Annotated in this window: 17 protein-coding genes and 1 tRNA gene; 5 read left to right on the top strand and 13 right to left on the bottom strand. The window is 64.6% G+C overall.

Going from position 1 to position 15,267, the window contains the following annotated elements:
* Nucleotides 1–96: 96 nt before the first annotated feature.
* Nucleotides 97–1,074, bottom strand: coding sequence for an iron exporter MbfA (gene mbfA / locus B6V73_RS10550; protein WP_075775332.1), 978 nt, complete (start codon nucleotides 1,072–1,074; stop codon nucleotides 97–99).
* Nucleotides 1,075–1,229: 155 nt separating this feature from the next.
* Here mbfA and B6V73_RS20785 point away from each other — a divergent pair, with 155 nt between their 5' ends.
* Nucleotides 1,230–1,394: a hypothetical protein gene (locus B6V73_RS20785; protein WP_157771528.1), complete on the top strand. Its 165-nt coding sequence runs from the start codon at nucleotides 1,230–1,232 to the stop codon at nucleotides 1,392–1,394.
* Here the strand turns inward: B6V73_RS20785 and B6V73_RS10555 are convergent.
* Nucleotides 1,391–2,296, bottom strand: a complete 906-nt coding sequence (locus B6V73_RS10555) for a rhodanese-related sulfurtransferase (RefSeq protein ID WP_088725213.1) — start codon at nucleotides 2,294–2,296, stop codon at nucleotides 1,391–1,393. The genes B6V73_RS20785 and B6V73_RS10555 overlap by 4 nt on opposite strands.
* 97 nt (nucleotides 2,297–2,393) lie before the next feature.
* Here B6V73_RS10555 and pncA point away from each other — a divergent pair, with 97 nt between their 5' ends.
* Together pncA and pncB are read left to right on the top strand one after the other, a co-directional pair.
* Nucleotides 2,394–2,993, top strand: coding sequence for a bifunctional nicotinamidase/pyrazinamidase (gene pncA / locus B6V73_RS10560; RefSeq protein ID WP_088725214.1), 600 nt, complete (start codon nucleotides 2,394–2,396; stop codon nucleotides 2,991–2,993).
* A gap of 3 nt (nucleotides 2,994–2,996) precedes the next feature.
* Nucleotides 2,997–4,304: a nicotinate phosphoribosyltransferase gene (pncB, locus tag B6V73_RS10565; protein WP_088723143.1), complete on the top strand. Its 1,308-nt coding sequence runs from the start codon at nucleotides 2,997–2,999 to the stop codon at nucleotides 4,302–4,304.
* 4 nt (nucleotides 4,305–4,308) lie between these two features.
* Here pncB and B6V73_RS10570 read toward each other — a convergent pair whose 3' ends face one another.
* The 7 genes from B6V73_RS10570 to dapF all read right to left on the bottom strand — a co-directional run bounded on the left by B6V73_RS10570 (nucleotide 4,309) and on the right by dapF (nucleotide 11,105).
* Nucleotides 4,309–5,790, bottom strand: coding sequence for an inorganic phosphate transporter (locus B6V73_RS10570; protein WP_075775461.1), 1,482 nt, complete (start codon nucleotides 5,788–5,790; stop codon nucleotides 4,309–4,311).
* Nucleotides 5,791–5,878: 88 nt separating this feature from the next.
* A complete protein-coding gene (locus B6V73_RS10575; protein ID WP_088719854.1) occupies nucleotides 5,879–6,322 on the bottom strand; it encodes an NUDIX hydrolase in 444 nt (147 codons plus the stop codon).
* Nucleotides 6,319–7,296 carry a phosphotransferase gene (locus tag B6V73_RS10580; RefSeq protein WP_088725215.1) on the bottom strand — a complete coding sequence of 326 codons (978 nt, stop codon included), beginning with the start codon at nucleotides 7,294–7,296 and terminating at the stop codon, nucleotides 6,319–6,321. Before B6V73_RS10580 ends, B6V73_RS10575 begins: the two co-directional genes overlap by 4 nt.
* Entirely contained in the window at nucleotides 7,293–8,555 is a 1,263-nt protein-coding gene (locus B6V73_RS10585; RefSeq protein WP_088725216.1) for an aminotransferase class III-fold pyridoxal phosphate-dependent enzyme, read from the bottom strand. Before B6V73_RS10585 ends, B6V73_RS10580 begins: the two co-directional genes overlap by 4 nt.
* Nucleotides 8,545–8,967, bottom strand: coding sequence for an alternative ribosome rescue aminoacyl-tRNA hydrolase ArfB (arfB, locus tag B6V73_RS10590; RefSeq protein WP_075775325.1), 423 nt, complete (start codon nucleotides 8,965–8,967; stop codon nucleotides 8,545–8,547). Before arfB ends, B6V73_RS10585 begins: the two co-directional genes overlap by 11 nt.
* Before the next feature lie 42 nt (nucleotides 8,968–9,009).
* Entirely contained in the window at nucleotides 9,010–10,272 is a 1,263-nt protein-coding gene (mtaB, locus tag B6V73_RS10595) for a tRNA (N(6)-L-threonylcarbamoyladenosine(37)-C(2))-methylthiotransferase MtaB (protein ID WP_088725217.1), read from the bottom strand.
* On the bottom strand, nucleotides 10,269–11,105 hold the full coding sequence (dapF, locus tag B6V73_RS10600; RefSeq protein WP_088725218.1) for a diaminopimelate epimerase: 837 nt from the start codon (nucleotides 11,103–11,105) through the stop codon (nucleotides 10,269–10,271). The genes mtaB and dapF overlap by 4 nt, the downstream gene beginning before the upstream one ends.
* A 106-nt stretch (nucleotides 11,106–11,211) precedes the next feature.
* Between dapF and B6V73_RS10605 the strand changes: the two genes are divergently transcribed.
* Nucleotides 11,212–11,287 (top strand) — tRNA-Lys (locus B6V73_RS10605).
* 75 nt (nucleotides 11,288–11,362) lie between these two features.
* Here B6V73_RS10605 and fliP read toward each other — a convergent pair.
* Genes fliP through fliF form a run of 4 tightly spaced genes read right to left on the bottom strand, consistent with a single transcriptional unit; the run spans nucleotide 11,363 to nucleotide 14,651 of the window.
* A complete protein-coding gene (fliP, locus tag B6V73_RS10610) occupies nucleotides 11,363–12,154 on the bottom strand; it encodes a flagellar type III secretion system pore protein FliP (protein WP_088725219.1) in 792 nt (263 codons plus the stop codon).
* 1 nt (nucleotide 12,155) lies between these two features.
* The gene (locus tag B6V73_RS10615; RefSeq protein WP_075775273.1) at nucleotides 12,156–12,434 is read right to left on the bottom strand and encodes a FliM/FliN family flagellar motor switch protein; all 279 of its coding nucleotides are present in this window, start codon (nucleotides 12,432–12,434) and stop codon (nucleotides 12,156–12,158) included.
* Nucleotides 12,427–13,023: a flagellar biosynthesis protein gene (locus tag B6V73_RS10620; RefSeq protein WP_088725220.1), complete on the bottom strand. Its 597-nt coding sequence runs from the start codon at nucleotides 13,021–13,023 to the stop codon at nucleotides 12,427–12,429. The genes B6V73_RS10615 and B6V73_RS10620 overlap by 8 nt, the downstream gene beginning before the upstream one ends.
* Nucleotides 13,023–14,651, bottom strand: coding sequence for a flagellar basal-body MS-ring/collar protein FliF (gene fliF / locus B6V73_RS10625; protein ID WP_088725221.1), 1,629 nt, complete (start codon nucleotides 14,649–14,651; stop codon nucleotides 13,023–13,025). Before fliF ends, B6V73_RS10620 begins: the two co-directional genes overlap by 1 nt.
* A 121-nt stretch (nucleotides 14,652–14,772) precedes the next feature.
* Here fliF and B6V73_RS10630 point away from each other — a divergent pair, with 121 nt between their 5' ends.
* A complete protein-coding gene (locus B6V73_RS10630) occupies nucleotides 14,773–15,264 on the top strand; it encodes a flagellar basal body-associated FliL family protein (RefSeq protein ID WP_075775270.1) in 492 nt (163 codons plus the stop codon).
* Nucleotides 15,265–15,267 lie beyond the last annotated feature (3 nt).

Below are 15,267 nucleotides of genomic sequence, written 5' to 3' on the forward strand. Positions count from 1 at the left end.
GCCAGATACGGAATGTGACCCATGTACCCGTGGAAAGGCGGGGATGCCTCCGGCGGGGATATTTTCGCCAAGCCGAAGGCAAATCGCAGGTCGGCGTCAGCCGCCGCCGATCAAGACACCGGCCGCAAAGACCAGCGCACCACCGAGCACGACCTGGAAGGCCGCGCGCAGGAAGGGCGTTTCCATGAAGCGGTTCTGGATCCACGCGATCGCCCAGAGCTCGATGAACACGACGATGATCGCGATGGTGGTCGCGGTCCAGAAATCGGGGATCAGGTAAGGCAGCGCGTGGCCCAAGCCACCCAGCATGGTCATCACGCCCGAGGCGATGCCGCGCTTGATCGGCGAACCGCGGCCCGAGATCACGCCGTCATCATGCGCGGCTTCGGTGAAGCCCATCGAGATGCCCGCGCCGACTGAGGCCGCGAGGCCCACGAGGAAGGTGGTCCAAGGATTTTGGGTCGCGAAGGCGGTGGCGAAGATGGGCGCGAGGGTCGAGACCGAACCGTCCATCAGCCCGGCGAGCCCCGGTTGCACCCAAGTCAGGATGAACTGGCGATGGGCCTGACGGTCTTCTTCTTCCTTCTCGCTCTCGGGCAGATGCGTGCCGGTCAGCTCTTCGGCCTTCTTCTCGTGGCCGAGTTCGGCTGCGGCGAGATCGCCCAGCAACTCGCGCGTGCTGGCATCAGAGCTACGCTGGGCGGCGAGCGTATAGAACTTGCCCGCCTCGCGCTCCATCGCCTCGGCCTCGCCGCGGATCGTATCGAGTGATAGGTTCTTCGTCAGCCAGATCGGTTTGCGGTTGTAGAAGCCCGCGACATGCTCGCGACGGATCAGCGGGATTACCTCGCCGAAACGCTCCGTGTGCCGGGCGATCAAGAGGCGGCGATGCTCGTCTTCCTCTTTCGCCATCTCGTCGAAAATCTTCGCGGAGCCCGGAAACTCATCGCGCAGATGCTCGGCATATTGGCGATAGATGCGCGCGTCGTCCTCCTCGGAGGAAATCGCGAGCGCAAGCACTTCCTGTTCGGAGAGATCGTCGAAACGGCGGCGTGACGCGAAACCGGGAAGCATGGGAGGCCCTCTTTTTTAGAACGGTTCTAAAATAGGCGGCTTTGCCTCCAGTGCAAGGCAGTATTTTGAACCATTCAGTTCATTAGGTCTTGATTTCCGAACCGAACGGTTCATATTGCATTCCGAACCAAGTAGTTCAGTTATGGAGAACCGCTATGAAACGTCTCGCTTACGCCCTTGTTCTGTCCGTGTTTGGCGCGACTGCCGCGTCGGCTGGCGTCGGGGATTTCTCGCTGCCGCGTCTGGACTTCCCGACCACCGGCGCTCCGACCGTCACGCAAGGCTGCAACGATCTGACGCAGGTCTGCGCGGATAATTAATCGCGTCCGAGATGCGCTTCGCCCCGCTCGGCGGCGAGGCGCATCTGACGTTCGCGCTCGCGGAAGCGGTCGCGATCGGCATCGGAATACTCGCCGATGCAGCGGTGACAGGAGACGCCTTCCTCGTAATCGGGGTGGCGTTTGTCTTCCGCGGAAACCGGACGGCGACAGGCGTGACAGCTGTCGTAATCGCCTTGCTTGAGGCCGTGGCGCAGGCTCACGCGCTGATCGAAGACGAAGCAGTCGCCCTGCCAGAGCGAGCCGTCTTCGGGCATGTCTTCGAGATATTTCAGGATGCCGCCCTTGAGGTGATAGACCTCGGGCACCCCTTCCGAGAGCAGGAAATTCGTCGATTTCTCGCAGCGGATACCGCCGGTGCAGAACATCGCGACGCGCTTGTTATGGAAGCGATGCGCATTGTCGCGCCACCATTGCGGAAATTCGCGGAAGCTCTTCGTGCCGGGATCGATGGCACCCTCGAAAGTGCCGATCTCGATCTCGTAATCGTTGCGCGTATCGATCACCACCGTGTCGGGCGAGGAGATCAGCGCGTTCCAGTCCTGCGGCTCGACGTAATGGCCGACGCGGGCTTTGGGATCGATATCGGGCTCGCCCATCGTGACGATCTCGCGCTTGAGCCGCACCTTCATCTTGCCGAAAGGCATCTCGGCCGCCGCGCTTTCCTTCCACTCCAGATCGGCGCAGCCCGGCAAGCCGCGGATATGCGCCAGCACCGCATCGATCCCTTCACGAGTCCCGGCGATCGTGCCGTTGATCCCTTCGCGCGCGAGCAGGAGCGAGCCTTTCACACCTTGCGCGCAGGCAAGCTTCGCCAGCGGGGCCTTCAAGGCCTCGGGGGACTCGAACCGGGTAAAATGGTAAAGGGCGGCAACGGTGAACATGGGCCCCGCATTAGCGCCGTGCAGGGGCATTAGGCAAGAGCCGTTGACCATGTGGGGCCCGCGCCCTACCCATGGAGAGACCCGCGGGAGAGACAAAATGACCAAAGCCCTGATCGTGATCGACGTGCAAAACGGTTTCTGCCCCGGCGGCGCGCTGGCGGTAGCGGGGGGCGACGAGATCCTTCCGCGCGTGAACACGCTGATGACCGAGTTCGACACCGTGGTGCTGACGCAGGATTGGCACCCGGCGGATCACTCCTCTTTCGCGAGCCAGCACGAAGGCGGCGCGCCCTTCACGCAGATCCACATGGAGTATGGGCTGCAGACCCTCTGGCCGGACCATTGCGTCCAAGGCAGCAAAGGGGCGGAGTTCCACCCCGATCTCGCCGTGGACCGGGCGCAGCTGATCATCCGCAAGGGATTCCGGCGCGGCGTCGACAGCTATTCGGCTTTCTTCGAGAACGACCACAAGACGCCGACCGGGCTTGCAGGCTATCTGCGCGACCGGGGCGTCGAGGATCTGACCTTCGTGGGGCTCGCCACCGATTTCTGCGTCGCGTGGTCGGCGCTGGATGCGGCGAAGCTGGGCTTCCGCGCGACCGTGATCGAAGGCGCCTGCCGGGCGATCGACCTCGACGGCTCGCTGCAGGAGGCGCATAGCGAGATGCGCTCTGCCGGTGTAAAGCTGGAGGCCTGATCCATGGTCGACATCGCGAGCCGCGTCTATAACCACAAGTGGAAGATCGACCCGATCGTGCGGTCCCTGATCGACACAGATTTCTACAAGCTATTGATGTGTCAGTCGATTTTTCGCAACAAGCCGGAGACGCGGGTCAAGTTCAGCCTGATCAATCGCAGCAAGTCGATCCGGCTGGCGGAGTTGATCGACGAGGCGGAACTGCGCGAGCAGCTCGATTATGCACGCTCGTTGAAATTGTCGCGCGGGGAGAGCACCTGGCTGCGCGGCAACACGTTCTACGGCAAGCGGCAGATGTTCCGCTCGGATTTCATGGAATGGTTCGAGGGCTATCAACTGCCGCCCTACCATCTGGAAAAGCGCGACGGGCAATATGAGCTGACCTTCGAGGGCAAGTGGCACGAGGTCATGCTCTGGGAGATTCCGGCGCTCGCGATCCTGATGGAGCTGCGCGGCCGGGCAGTGCTGAACACGATGGGGCGGTTCGAGTTGCAGGTGCTTTATGCCCGCGCGATGACGAAGGTCTGGGAGAAGATCGAGGCGCTGCGCGAGTTGGATCACCTGCGGATCGCGGATTTCGGCACACGGCGGCGGCACAGCTTCCTGTGGCAGGACTGGTGCGTGCAGGCGATGCTCGAAGGCTTGGGCGACATCTCCGAAGGGGGCGCGTTCACCGGGACCTCGAACTGCCTGATCGCGATGCGGCGCGACATCGAGGCCGTGGGCACCAACGCGCATGAGATGCCGATGGTCTATGCGGCGCTGACCAATAGCGATGCGGAGCTGGCAAAGGCGCCCTACAAGGTGCTCGCCGATTGGCACGAGGAGCATGACGGCAACCTGCGTATCATCCTGCCCGACACCTACGGCACGAAGGGTTTCCTCGATCACGCACCGGATTGGCTGGCGGGCTGGACCGGTATTCGCATCGATTCGGGCGATCCGGCGACCGGCGCGGATATCGCGATCGACTGGTGGAAGGCACGCGGCGAGGATCCGCGCCAAAAGCTGGTGATCTTCTCGGACGGGCTGACCGTCGACAAGATTCGCGAGTTGCACGCGCAGTTCGCCGGGCGCGTGAAGGTCAGTTTCGGCTGGGGTACGCTGCTGACGAACGACTTCCGCGGGCTGGTGCCGCATGACGCGCTTGCGCCGTTCAGCCTTGTCTGCAAAGCGGTCGAGGCCGATGGGCGTCCGACGGTGAAATTGTCGGACAATCCCGAAAAGGCGATGGGGCCGGAGGCGGAAATCGCCCGCTACAAGCGCGTCTTCGACGTCGGCCAGCAGCAGGCGATGAAGGTCATGGTCTGAGCGATCAGGTCATCGCGTTGAGGATCAGGTAGAACACCGCCGAGAGCGCGGCCGAGGCCGGGACGGTCACGATCCACGCCGTGGCAACCGTCATCATATGCGAGCGGCGCACCAGTAGGCGGCGTTTGCGCTCTTCCGGCGGGACGGGTTTGCCCTTGCGGGTGCCCAGCTCACGCGCGCGTTTCTCGGCGTGCCACTCGCGGTAGAAACCCACGCCGAAGATGCCGCCGACCGCGATATGCGTCGAGGAGACCGGCAGACCCAGCCAAGAGGCCACGATCACCGTGATTGCCGCCGAGAGCGCCACGCAATAGGCGCGCATCGGGTTGAGCTTGGTGATCTCGTTGCCGACGAGGCGGATCAGCTTGGGCCCGAACAGCAACAGACCGAAAGAGATGCCAAGCGCACCCACGGCCATCACCCAGAACGGGATGTCGACCTGCGCCGCGATATCGCCCTGCTCCACCGTGTGCACGATGGCGGCGAGCGGACCCACCGCATTGGCGACGTCATTCGCACCATGGGCGAAGCTCAGCAGCGCAGCAGAGACGACGAGCGGCAGGCCGAACAGCGTCTTGAGGGACTTCTTGCGATTCTCCATCCCCTCGGATTGGCGGCGGATCATCGGGATCGTGATCAGCCAGCCCACAAGACCGACGACGAGCCCGATCAGAACGGCCTCGACGATCGTGATCTTGAACAGGTGCTTCAGGCCCTTGAGCGCGAGATAGGCAGCGAAGGCCCCCGCCATGATCCCGATCAGGATCGGCACCCATCGCCGGGCGGCCGCGATCTTGTCGTCGACATAGATCACCTTGGACTTGATAAGCGCGAGGAAGGCCGCCGCGATCACCCCGCCGAGGATCGGCGAGATCACCCAGCTTGCCGCGATCATCCCCATCGATGCCCAGTCGACCGCGCCGAAGCCCGCGGCCACGATGCCCGCGCCGACGACGCCGCCGACGATGGAGTGCGTGGTCGAGACCGGCGCGCCCAGCCATGTCGCGAGGTTCAGCCACAAGGCCGCCGCCAGAAGCGCCGCCATCATCGCCCAGACGAAATGCCCGGAATCGGGCAAGGCGGTGGGTTCGATGATGCCTTTCGCGACGGTCTTGACGACATCGCCGCCCGCGACGAGCGCGCCCAAGCTTTCGAAGATGGCGGCGACGATCAGCGCCCCGATCAGCGTCATCGCGCGTGAGCCCACGGCGGGGCCCATGTTGTTGGCCACGTCATTGGCGCCGATGTTGAGCGCCATATAGGCCCCGATCGCGGCAGCGAAGATCACCACCAGCTGGCCAGGCTGACCTCCCACCAGCACGGCCGCCACCAGTCCGGCGAGCACGATGAAGGCCAGCGCGACTCCCGGCGCAACCATGCCGCGCGCCACGAATTGCGCGGCGCTTTCGACACGACCGATCCGCTTGAGATCCTTGTCGAGCGTTTTCCACTGATTGACGCGGGACTCGTTGTCTTGATTGGCCACCGTCACGAACCTGTCATCTAATTGTCAGAACCCGCGCGGGGTAACGGGTTTGACCCGCTGTGACAAGGCGTCAGGCCCGTTTCGGCGCTCAGAGCTTGCGCAGAATTTTTTGCAGCCCCTCTTCCGCCACAAGCTTCGCGGCCTCCTTCGGCGCGAACCATTTGCGCTTGCGCTGATGTTCTTCGGGATAGGACTTCATCAGGGTCTCCACCCGCAGCGGGAAGACGACGACATCGGTGGGCGTCGCCAAGCCGCTATCGAGGATCTTGTCATAACGGAATGCGCCGGCGGGCTCCTTGTCGATCTTGCCGACGACTCCGGCCTCTTCCCACGCCTCCTGCTTGGCTGCGCCGGACAGCGAGCGTCCCCGCATCGGCCAGCCTTTGGGGATGACCCAGCGCCCGGTATCGCGGGAGGTGATCAGCAGAACCTGGGTCTTTCCGTCACGGATGCGCAGACAGAGCGCGCCCACCTGCAAAGAGGCGGGACGATAGCCCAGCAGGCCCTTGGCGACGGATTTCGCCCATTTCATCGACTGGTCTCCCATGGCGGCGTACGGTTCTCCAAATGCTGTGCGAGATCAAGCGCACGTTCTACATATAGTTTTTGGCGCGGATCGGAAGGCAGGGCCCGGGTCACAATCCAGCCAGCGGAGGCGAAGGCCCTCAGCGCCACGAAAAGCGGCAGGAGTGCCTCCTGATCGGGCGGAAGCGGTCGCAGGCTGCGATAGCCCTCGACGAGCCCTGCCGCCTGTTCGCCCCAAAGCGGGTCGCCCCAGCCCTGCACCAGCGCTGTCGCGAGGTCGTAGAGCCGGTAGCCCGGCCCGCAATCGTCGAAGTCGATCAGGGCGAGCCCGTCCGGCGTCGACAACACGTTCTCACGCAGGCAATCGGCGTGGATCGGACCATAGTCCTGTGCCTGTGCCAAAAGCACACGCGCAAGGTCGCGGCCCGAGGACAGCGTTGTGGCCTCAACTTCCGAAAGCTGAGGATGTTCCCAGAAACGACCCCAAAGCGGACGCTCCCCCAGAAACCCCTCGCCATCCCACGGGTTCCGGTCGAACCCGTCGGGCGGGGCGGCATCGCTGCTGATGTGAAGCTGCGCGATGAGGCGACCCAGCGCCTGGGCCTCGGCGCGCACTGCTTCTGGCGTCCCGGCGAGGGGCTGATCGCCCGCGCCGATCGGCGTCCCGTCCAGCCAACCCACGCAAGAGGTGACGCGGTCCTCCACGAGCCCTGTCAGAGCGCCCTCGCTCGTGCGCACCGGGCGCGGCACCGGCATCCCCTGATCGGCGAGGCTTTCGCACCAGCGCAACTCGGCCTCGACCCCTTCGCGGCCCTGATAACCGGGCCGGTGCAAACGCAACGCGACATGGCGACCATCCTTCAGATACGCCTCGAAGACGATATTCTCGCGGTTCTTCACCAGTCGCGGCGGCTCGGGCGCACCTCCCCATGAAGCGAGGGCAGACTCCGCCATCGCCTGTGCGGTCTCGTCCGAGATCATGCAGGAAGCTCCTCGAAACTCTGCGAAAGTTTCTCAAGCATTTCATCGGCATCGCTGCGATTGAAGACCATCGGCGGGCGGATCTTGATAATGTGTTGTGCCCGGCCCACGCGGCCCATCAAGACATGGCGCTCGCGCATCGCCTCGACGATCCGGCCCGCGGCTTCGCTGGCGGGCTTGCCGTCCTGCGCCAGTTCGATCCCGAGGAACAGGCCAAGGCCCCGCGTGTCGGCGATCAGCGGATGGGACAGGTCGCGCAGCCCTTGCAGAAGGTAGTCGCCGACCTGTGCCGCGTGCTCCTGCAAGCCTTCGTCCTCGATCACCCGCAACGTCTCCATTGCGGCTGCGACCGAAACGGGATTCCCGCCGAACGTATTGAAATAGCCGAAAGCCTCGCGGAAGGCGCCCATCACCTCGGGCGTCGCAACAAGGCCCGCGACCGGGTGCCCATTGCCCATCGGCTTGCCCATCGTGACCACGTCAGGCGTGACGCCCAGCCATTCGTGCCCCCAGAAATGCGAGCCGATCCGGCCGAAACCCGGCTGCACCTCGTCACACAGGATCAGCCCGCCCGCGCGGCGGATCGCCTCGACGGTCGGGTCTAGGAAACCGGGCGCGATGCCGGGCATCCCCTCATTGGCGAAGATCGGGCAGAGCATGAGCCCCGCGAAGCCGTGGCCGCTCTCTTCCAGCTCGGCAATCGCCTGCGCGACGTTGGCCGCAAAGGCTTCGGACTGCGCCTCAAGCGATTCGCCCAAGGGGGTAAGACTGTCGGGCGCCGGCACCCGGCGGATATGGTCCGGCCAGCCTCCGATCGGCGGGCGACGCGTCGACAGATGCGCCACGGCGGTGGTGTTGCCGTGATAGGTGTTGTCGGTCGCGATGAAGCCGCGCTTGCCGGTCACCGCCTGCGCCATGCGCAAAGCGACGTCATTGGCCTCGGACCCGGTGCAGGTCATGAGAAGCTGGCCGTCAAAGCCGAACTTGCCCAGCAACGCCTCGGCATAATCCAGAATGCCCTCATGCAGATAGCGCGTGTGGGTGTTGAGCGTCGCGGCCTGTTCGCAGATCGCCTTCACGATGCGCGGATGGCAATGGCCGCAATGGGCGACGTTGTTATAGGCGTCGAGGTAGCGCTGGCCGTCGGCGTCGAAAAGCGAAGCGCCCTCTCCCCGCACGATCTCCACCGGGCGGTCGTAGAAGGTCGGCACGTTCGGCCCTAAAAGCCGTTCGCGCCGGTCCAGCAGATCACTCCCCATCCGAGACCTTCCCGCGCAGCGCTTTCTTCTCGCCGTGAATCGCCTTCGCCTTCAGACGCCGCTTCTTCGAGCCGAGCGTGGGCCGGGTCGGGATGCGTTTCTTGGGCTTTTCGCAGGCCTTTCGGATCATCTCGGCGAGGCGGTCGCGCGCGATCTCGCGGTTGCGCGCCTGACTGCGCGTGTCCTGCACCAGCAGCAAAAGCGCCCCGTCGCTGGTCCATCTGCGCCCCGCGATCCGGCGCAAGCGGTTCTTCACCGGTTGCGGCAGGTGCGGCGAGCGTTCGGCCTCGAAGCGCAGCTCCACCGCGGTCGAAACCTTGTTCACATTCTGCCCCCCTGGACCTTGCGCCCGGGTGAAGGTTTCGGTGATTTCCCAATCCTCGATGGTTATCTGATCGTTGATCCGCAGCATGGGCCACAAGCTAGCTCACGCTGCGAAAAACGAAAGCCCCCTTCAGCCCGCCAGCAACCGCGCCCCGTCATGGCCAGTGATGCGCACGCTCATCAGCGTGCCTTCGGGCTGGTCCGCCTCGAACGTCACCTCGGCAAAGCCTTCGGTGCGCGCGACGCGCGGGGTCTCGGTCAGCACGCGCTGTTCGGTGCCGACCTGCGCGTCGAGATGGGCGGCCAGCGCGGCCTCGCCCTTCGCGCGCAGCCGGGCCGCGCGCTCCTTGACGATGGGGCCTTTCACGGCAGGCATCCGCGCGGCGGGCGTGCCCTTGCGCGCGGAATAGGGGAAGACATGCAGGAAGGTCAGCCCGCAATCGTCGACGAGCCGCAGGGAGTTTTCGAACATCTCCTCGGTCTCGGTCGGGAAACCCGCGATGATGTCCGCGCCGAAGACGATCCCGGGGCGCAGCTTGCGCGCTTCCTCGGTAAAGGCGATGGCGTCGTCGCGCAGGTGGCGGCGCTTCATCCGCTTGAGGATCATGTCGTCGCCCGCCTGAAGGCTGAGATGCAGATGCGGCATCAGACGCGGCTCACTCGCGATCGCCAGCATCAGGTTCTCATCCGCCTCGATCGAGTCGATGGAGGAGATGCGCAGGCGCGGCAGGTCCGGCACGAGGCGCAGGATTCGCATAACCAGATCGCCCAGACGCGGCTCGCCCGGCAGGTCCGCGCCCCAGGAAGTCAGATCGACCCCGGTGAGGACGACCTCGTTGAAGCCGCGATCCACGAGGCGCTTGATCTGCTCGACCACGACGCCCGCCGGGACGGAGCGCGAATTGCCGCGTCCGAAGGGGATGATGCAGAAGGTGCAGCGGTGATCGCAGCCGTTTTGCACCTGCACATAAGCGCGATGGCGGCCGAACCCATCGATCAGGTGACCGGCGGTCTCCTTCACCGACATGATGTCGTCGACCATCACCCGCTCGGTCTCGCCGATGAAATCGGGGCCTTGCGGGGCGAGCTGCGCCCAGGTGTCGGCCTGCATTTTCTCGTGATTGCCGATGATCTTGGTGACCTCGGGCATCACGGCGAAGGTGTCGGGCTCGGTCTGCGCAGCGCAGCCGGTCACGATCACCGGCACGTCCGGATTCTCGCGCGCGAGACGGCGGATTTCCTGCTTGGCCTTGCGCACGGCCTCGGCGGTCACGGCACAGGTATTGACGACCACGGCTCCTTCGAGCCCGGCGCCTGCAGCCAATTCCTTCATCGCCTCCGTCTCATAGGCGTTGAGACGGCAGCCGAGAGTCGAGAAAACGGGCGGTTTCATATCGCGTCCAGAAAATCTTGGGTGAGGGTCGCATCGAACACATGCGCGGTGGGGCCGGTCATCCAGACGCCATCGTCGCGCCAGTCGATCTCCAGCTGGCCGCCATCGACATCGACGAGGACACGCTTGCCGGTGAGGCCACGCAGATGCGCGGCGACGGCGGTGGCGCAGGTGCCCGAGCCGCAGGCCAGCGTGATGCCGGTGCCGCGCTCCCAGACGCGCATCCGCAGATGGTCGAGGCCGATCACGCTGGCAAATTCGACATTGGTGCGCTCGGGGAACAGGGGATCATGCTCGATCACCGGGCCCTGGCGATCCACTTCGACCGCCTCGGCATCGTCCACGAAGAAGACGCAATGCGGGTTGCCCATGCCGACCGCGATCGGGTCGCCGCCCAGCGGCAGATGCGCGGGATCGATGCCGGGCAGAATCGGAATTTGCGCCGCTTCGAGAATCGGCGCGCCCATATTGACCGAGACCATCCCGTCCTCGCGCCGCACCGCGCTGAGTTGCCCGCGTTCGGTGAGCAGCGTGACATCGGCCCGACCAAGCTGGCGCATCATGTAATCGCTCACGCAGCGGGTCGCATTCCCACATGCACCCGCCCGCGTGCCATCGTTGTTCCAGAAATCGAGCGTGAAATCAGCCCCTTGGGCGGGGCGGATCACCGCGAGCTGGTCGAATCCCACGCCGCGATGCCGATCACCGAGCGCACGCGCGAGCGAAGGCGTGACCGGATCGACGCCCGCGCGGGCGTCGATCACGACGAAGTCATTGCCGAGCCCATGCATCTTCATGAAGGGCAGTCCGCTCTGTATGCGCTTTGTATTCATGGCGCGCGATATACGCCCGCGCCAAGGTTTTTTCCAGATGTGCAATTTTTGTGAATTTTATGCCTTGACCCCCCCGGCGGGGGTTTGTAGAGACGCGCCCTGTGATGGGCCGTTAGCTCAGTTGGTAGAGCAACTGACTTTTAATCAGTGGGTCGCAGGTTCGAATCCTGCACGGCTCACCATCACCCTCAGAAACCCGGGCTTCGGCCCGGGTTTTTGCGTTTTGGGGTCTGCGGTTACGTGAGCCGCCCTCGGCGTCAGAAATAACTGCGCACCAAGGCCCCCGAGAGCAGCACCCAGCCGTCGGCCACCACGAAAAAGGCGAGCTTGAACGGAAGCGCCACGACCGCAGGCGGCACCATCATCATCCCCATCGACATCAGCACCGCCGAGACGACGAGGTCGATGATCAGAAACGGCAGGTAGACGAGGAAGCCGATCTGGAAGGCGCGCGTGACCTCGGACAGCATGAAGGCGGGCACGAGGGTCGAGAGCGGCGCGGCATCGAGGCTTGTCGGGGCTCCCGTCGCGGCGGTGCCGTTGCGCAGATCGGCCAAGGCCGCGAAGGTGTCGGGATTCGTGCGCCCTGCCATGAAGATGCGGAAAGGCTCTATCCCCTTCGTAAACGCCTCCTGCCAGTCGATCGCGCCTTCGACCAGGGGCTGGCCCGCGACGCGCCAACTCTCAAAGAAGACAGGCTCCATGATGAACCATGTCAGGAATAGCGCGAGGCTGATGATCAACATGTTTGGCGGCGACTGCTGAAGCCCGAGGGCTTGGCGCAGAATCGACAGCACCGTGACGATGAACGGGAACGCAGTCACCATGATCGCGAGCCCCGGCGCGAGGCTGAGAAGTGTGATTGCCGCGATGATCAGCAGCGAGCGCCCGGCGAGGCTGTCGCCCTCCCCGACAGAAAGCGTGATGTCCTGGGCCTGCGCCGGCAGGGCCGCGAGGATTAAGGTTAAGGCTGCCAGCAGGACAAACCTTGGCGCGGGAGAGCGCGCGAGGCGGACGTCGGGAACGGCAAAGGGTAGGCGGCGAGGCATGTCACAGGCCGTTTTGCAGATCGGCCACCTCGGTGAGCCGTACCGCAAGCTGCCCGTCGCTGCCGTCAATCTCGGTCAGTTCGCCGCGCGCGATCAGCTTGTCTCCCACGTAGAGTTCAACCGGGTCGTCCACTTTCCGGTCGAGGGACAGCACCGCATCGCGCTTCAGGCGCAGCAAATCGCGCACCAGCGGGCGGGCCTTGCCGACCGAGATGGTGATCTCGATCGGCACCTGCGTGAAGGGATTGGCGGTCGAGGCATTCGGCGCGGTCTCATTCATCGGGCTTGTCCTTCGCGGTGGCGGTGAAATAGGTCGTGACCGCGCGCGAAATGGCGGCGATGACGGCGTCGAGATCGACGCGGGTCTCGGTATCGGCGAAGCGCAGATAGACCTGCCCTTCGCCAAGGCTGGGCTCCGCGACGAATGCGAGCGGCAAGTCTGCGCGCGGCGCCAGCGCCTCTTGGATCTGCGGCAATGCGGTCGGATTGCCGACCACCGTGATCGGCCTCGCGCAGAGATCCCCGGCAATCGGCATCAATTGCTCGGCCACGACGGCGCCAAGCGACGCACGCGCGAACTCGGGCAACAGTTTTCCGCAGATCTCGAGCAGAAGCGGCTCGAGCGCACCGAGCATGTGCTGGCGCGCCTCGTTATAGGTGAAGCCCAGCGCCTGCAGGTTGCGCCCGAGATCGCCGTGAAGTCGCGCGGTTTCGGCGTTTTGCGCGGCGACCGCATCGTCCCAGCCTGCCTGGTAACCGGTCTCGAACGCAGCCAGCTTGGTCTCTTCCAACTCGGCCGGGTCGAGCGCGATTTCACCCGCCTCGCTCGCCTTCGGCTCAAAGGATTCGAGTTTCAGCTTTTGGCCCATCACGCTTTCTCCGACGGTTCTTCCATCCAGCTACGCAGGATTTCGACGGTTTCGGCCTGACGCTCCTCGATCATCTTCTTGAGGCGGTCAACCGGATCGGCAGGGCGGTCGAGATCGAAATCCGTCTGTCGCGCCATCGGTAGATCCCCGAGGTCGAAGTCGGACACCAGCTGCATGTTCATATCGGGCATCTCCCCATCGTCGATTTCACCGGTGAGCGTCGTTGAAGACCGGGAGTTCTCCTCTGACGTGGCATTTGGCGCCGGCAGTTCCGCGGCTCCTTCTCGGTTTTTCTGCAGCAGGATCGGGCGCGCGACGAAGAGGCCGAGCACCAGCGCAACGATTGCGAGCACCGCGATCTGGATGATCTGCGTCAGATCGAGGGCCATGCTGTCGATGAATCCGGCGCCAGCGAGGGTCCCCGCTTCCGGCAGCGCCTCGAACTGCATGGAGCGCAGCGTGATCACGTCGCCCCGCGCCTCGTCGAATCCCACCGCGGAGGCCACGAGCTCGCGCAGATCGGCCAGTTCGGCATCGCTGCGCGGCGTCCAGCTAGGTGTCCCGTCGGGATTGGTGCCGCGCACCCCATCGACCAGCACCGCGACGCTAAGCCGCTTGAGAGCGCCGGGCTTGCGAAGCAATTCACGACGCGTCTCAGATACTTCGAAGTTGGTGCGCGCGCGCGTCTCGCTCGTACGGCTTTGCGACTTGCCGGTCGCGCCAGTCCCGTTGTCGGGCAGGTTGGAGGCCACGGTCGTCGCCGGGGGTGTCGTCGAATCGGAGGTTTTCGAGGTTTCGGACGTGTCGGTCGCGATCGCCACCCGGCCCTGCGGGTCGAAGCGACGCTCGGTGATCGCCTCGCGCTCTGTCACGGTGTCGAGCGCCACCTCGACCACGGCATTCCCGGGACCGACGCGCGCCTCCAGCAGCCGTTCGACGTTCCGCTTCAGCGCCAGAGCGCGAGTCTCCCCGCCGCCGGGCAGCGCGGGATTGTCGCTGAAGGGAATGAGCCCACGCGCCGAGTCGATTACCGAGACATCTTCGGGCGTCATGCCGGTTACCGCCGAGGCCACGAGATAGCGAACGGCCTTCGCCTGCGCAGCGCTCAGCCCCGCAAGAGCCGGCGTGATCGTCACAGAGGCCGTCGGCTCAAGCGTTCCGCGAAAAGGCGCATTCGTCGGATGCGCGATATGCACGCGCGCCGACCGAATAGACGGCACCGCAGCGATGGTTCGCGCCAATTCCCCTTCTTTCGCGCGCCAATAGGCGGCGTCAAACATCTGCGAGGTCGTGCCGAAGCCCGAGAGCGAATCGAGCAGCTCATAGCCCGCGCCACCGGTCGCGGGCAGACCTTGCGAGGCGAGAGTCATGCGCAATTCGTCCCGCTTCGGCGCGGCGACAAAGATCGAATCGCCACGCACCTCGTAGGCCACCCCGCGCTGTTCGAGCGCGGAGATCACCTCGCCCGCCTCCGCGCTGCCGAGGCCCGCGTAAAGCAAGGCCAGCGTCGGCTTCGACGCGATCGATCCGATTGAGAAGACCGTGGCGACCATCGCAATCACACCGAAAACCGCGGCGAGTTTCCGGCGCATATCCAGGCCAGCCCAAGTGTCGATGAGTTGCTGCAAGACGAACCTCCAGAGAGCGGGCGTTCTGCCCGGCGTCACGGGCACCTTCCTTCATTGCGATTAACAATCGGTTAGTCCGACTCGGCTATTCCAAGCCTCGACCCGACACAGCGAGGCCCCCATGACGGAAGCAACTGCCGAGGCGGATGAGCCGCCGAAGAAGAAGACCAAGCTGATGCTCCTGATCGGCCTCGTCCTCATGCTTATGCTGGGGAGCGGTGGGTTCTACGCGGTCTATTCGGGGCTGGTTCTCGCGCCTCCAGAGGCCACGCATGCCGCCGCTGCGCCGGAGGCGCATACACCGGAGGCACTTCCCGACATCGCCTATGTCGCACTCGACCCGCTCGCAATTACGCTGAGCGGCGCCTCCGCGCGCCATCTGCGCTTCGCGGCGCAACTCGAAGTGCCGAGCGCCTATGAACATGACGTAGAGCTGTTGAAGCCGCGCGTGATGGACGTGCTGAATGGGTATTTGCGCGCCGTCGACGTCAGCCTTCTGGAAGACCCGAGCGCGATGATGCGCCTGCGCGCGCAGATGTTGCGACGGATTCAACTGGTCACCGGAGACGGGCGCGTGCGCGACCTTCTCGTCATCGAATTCGTGCTGAACTGAGGG

The organism is Thioclava sp. JM3, from assembly GCF_002213185.1.
GTDB lineage: Bacteria > Pseudomonadota > Alphaproteobacteria > Rhodobacterales > Rhodobacteraceae > Thioclava > Thioclava nitratireducens.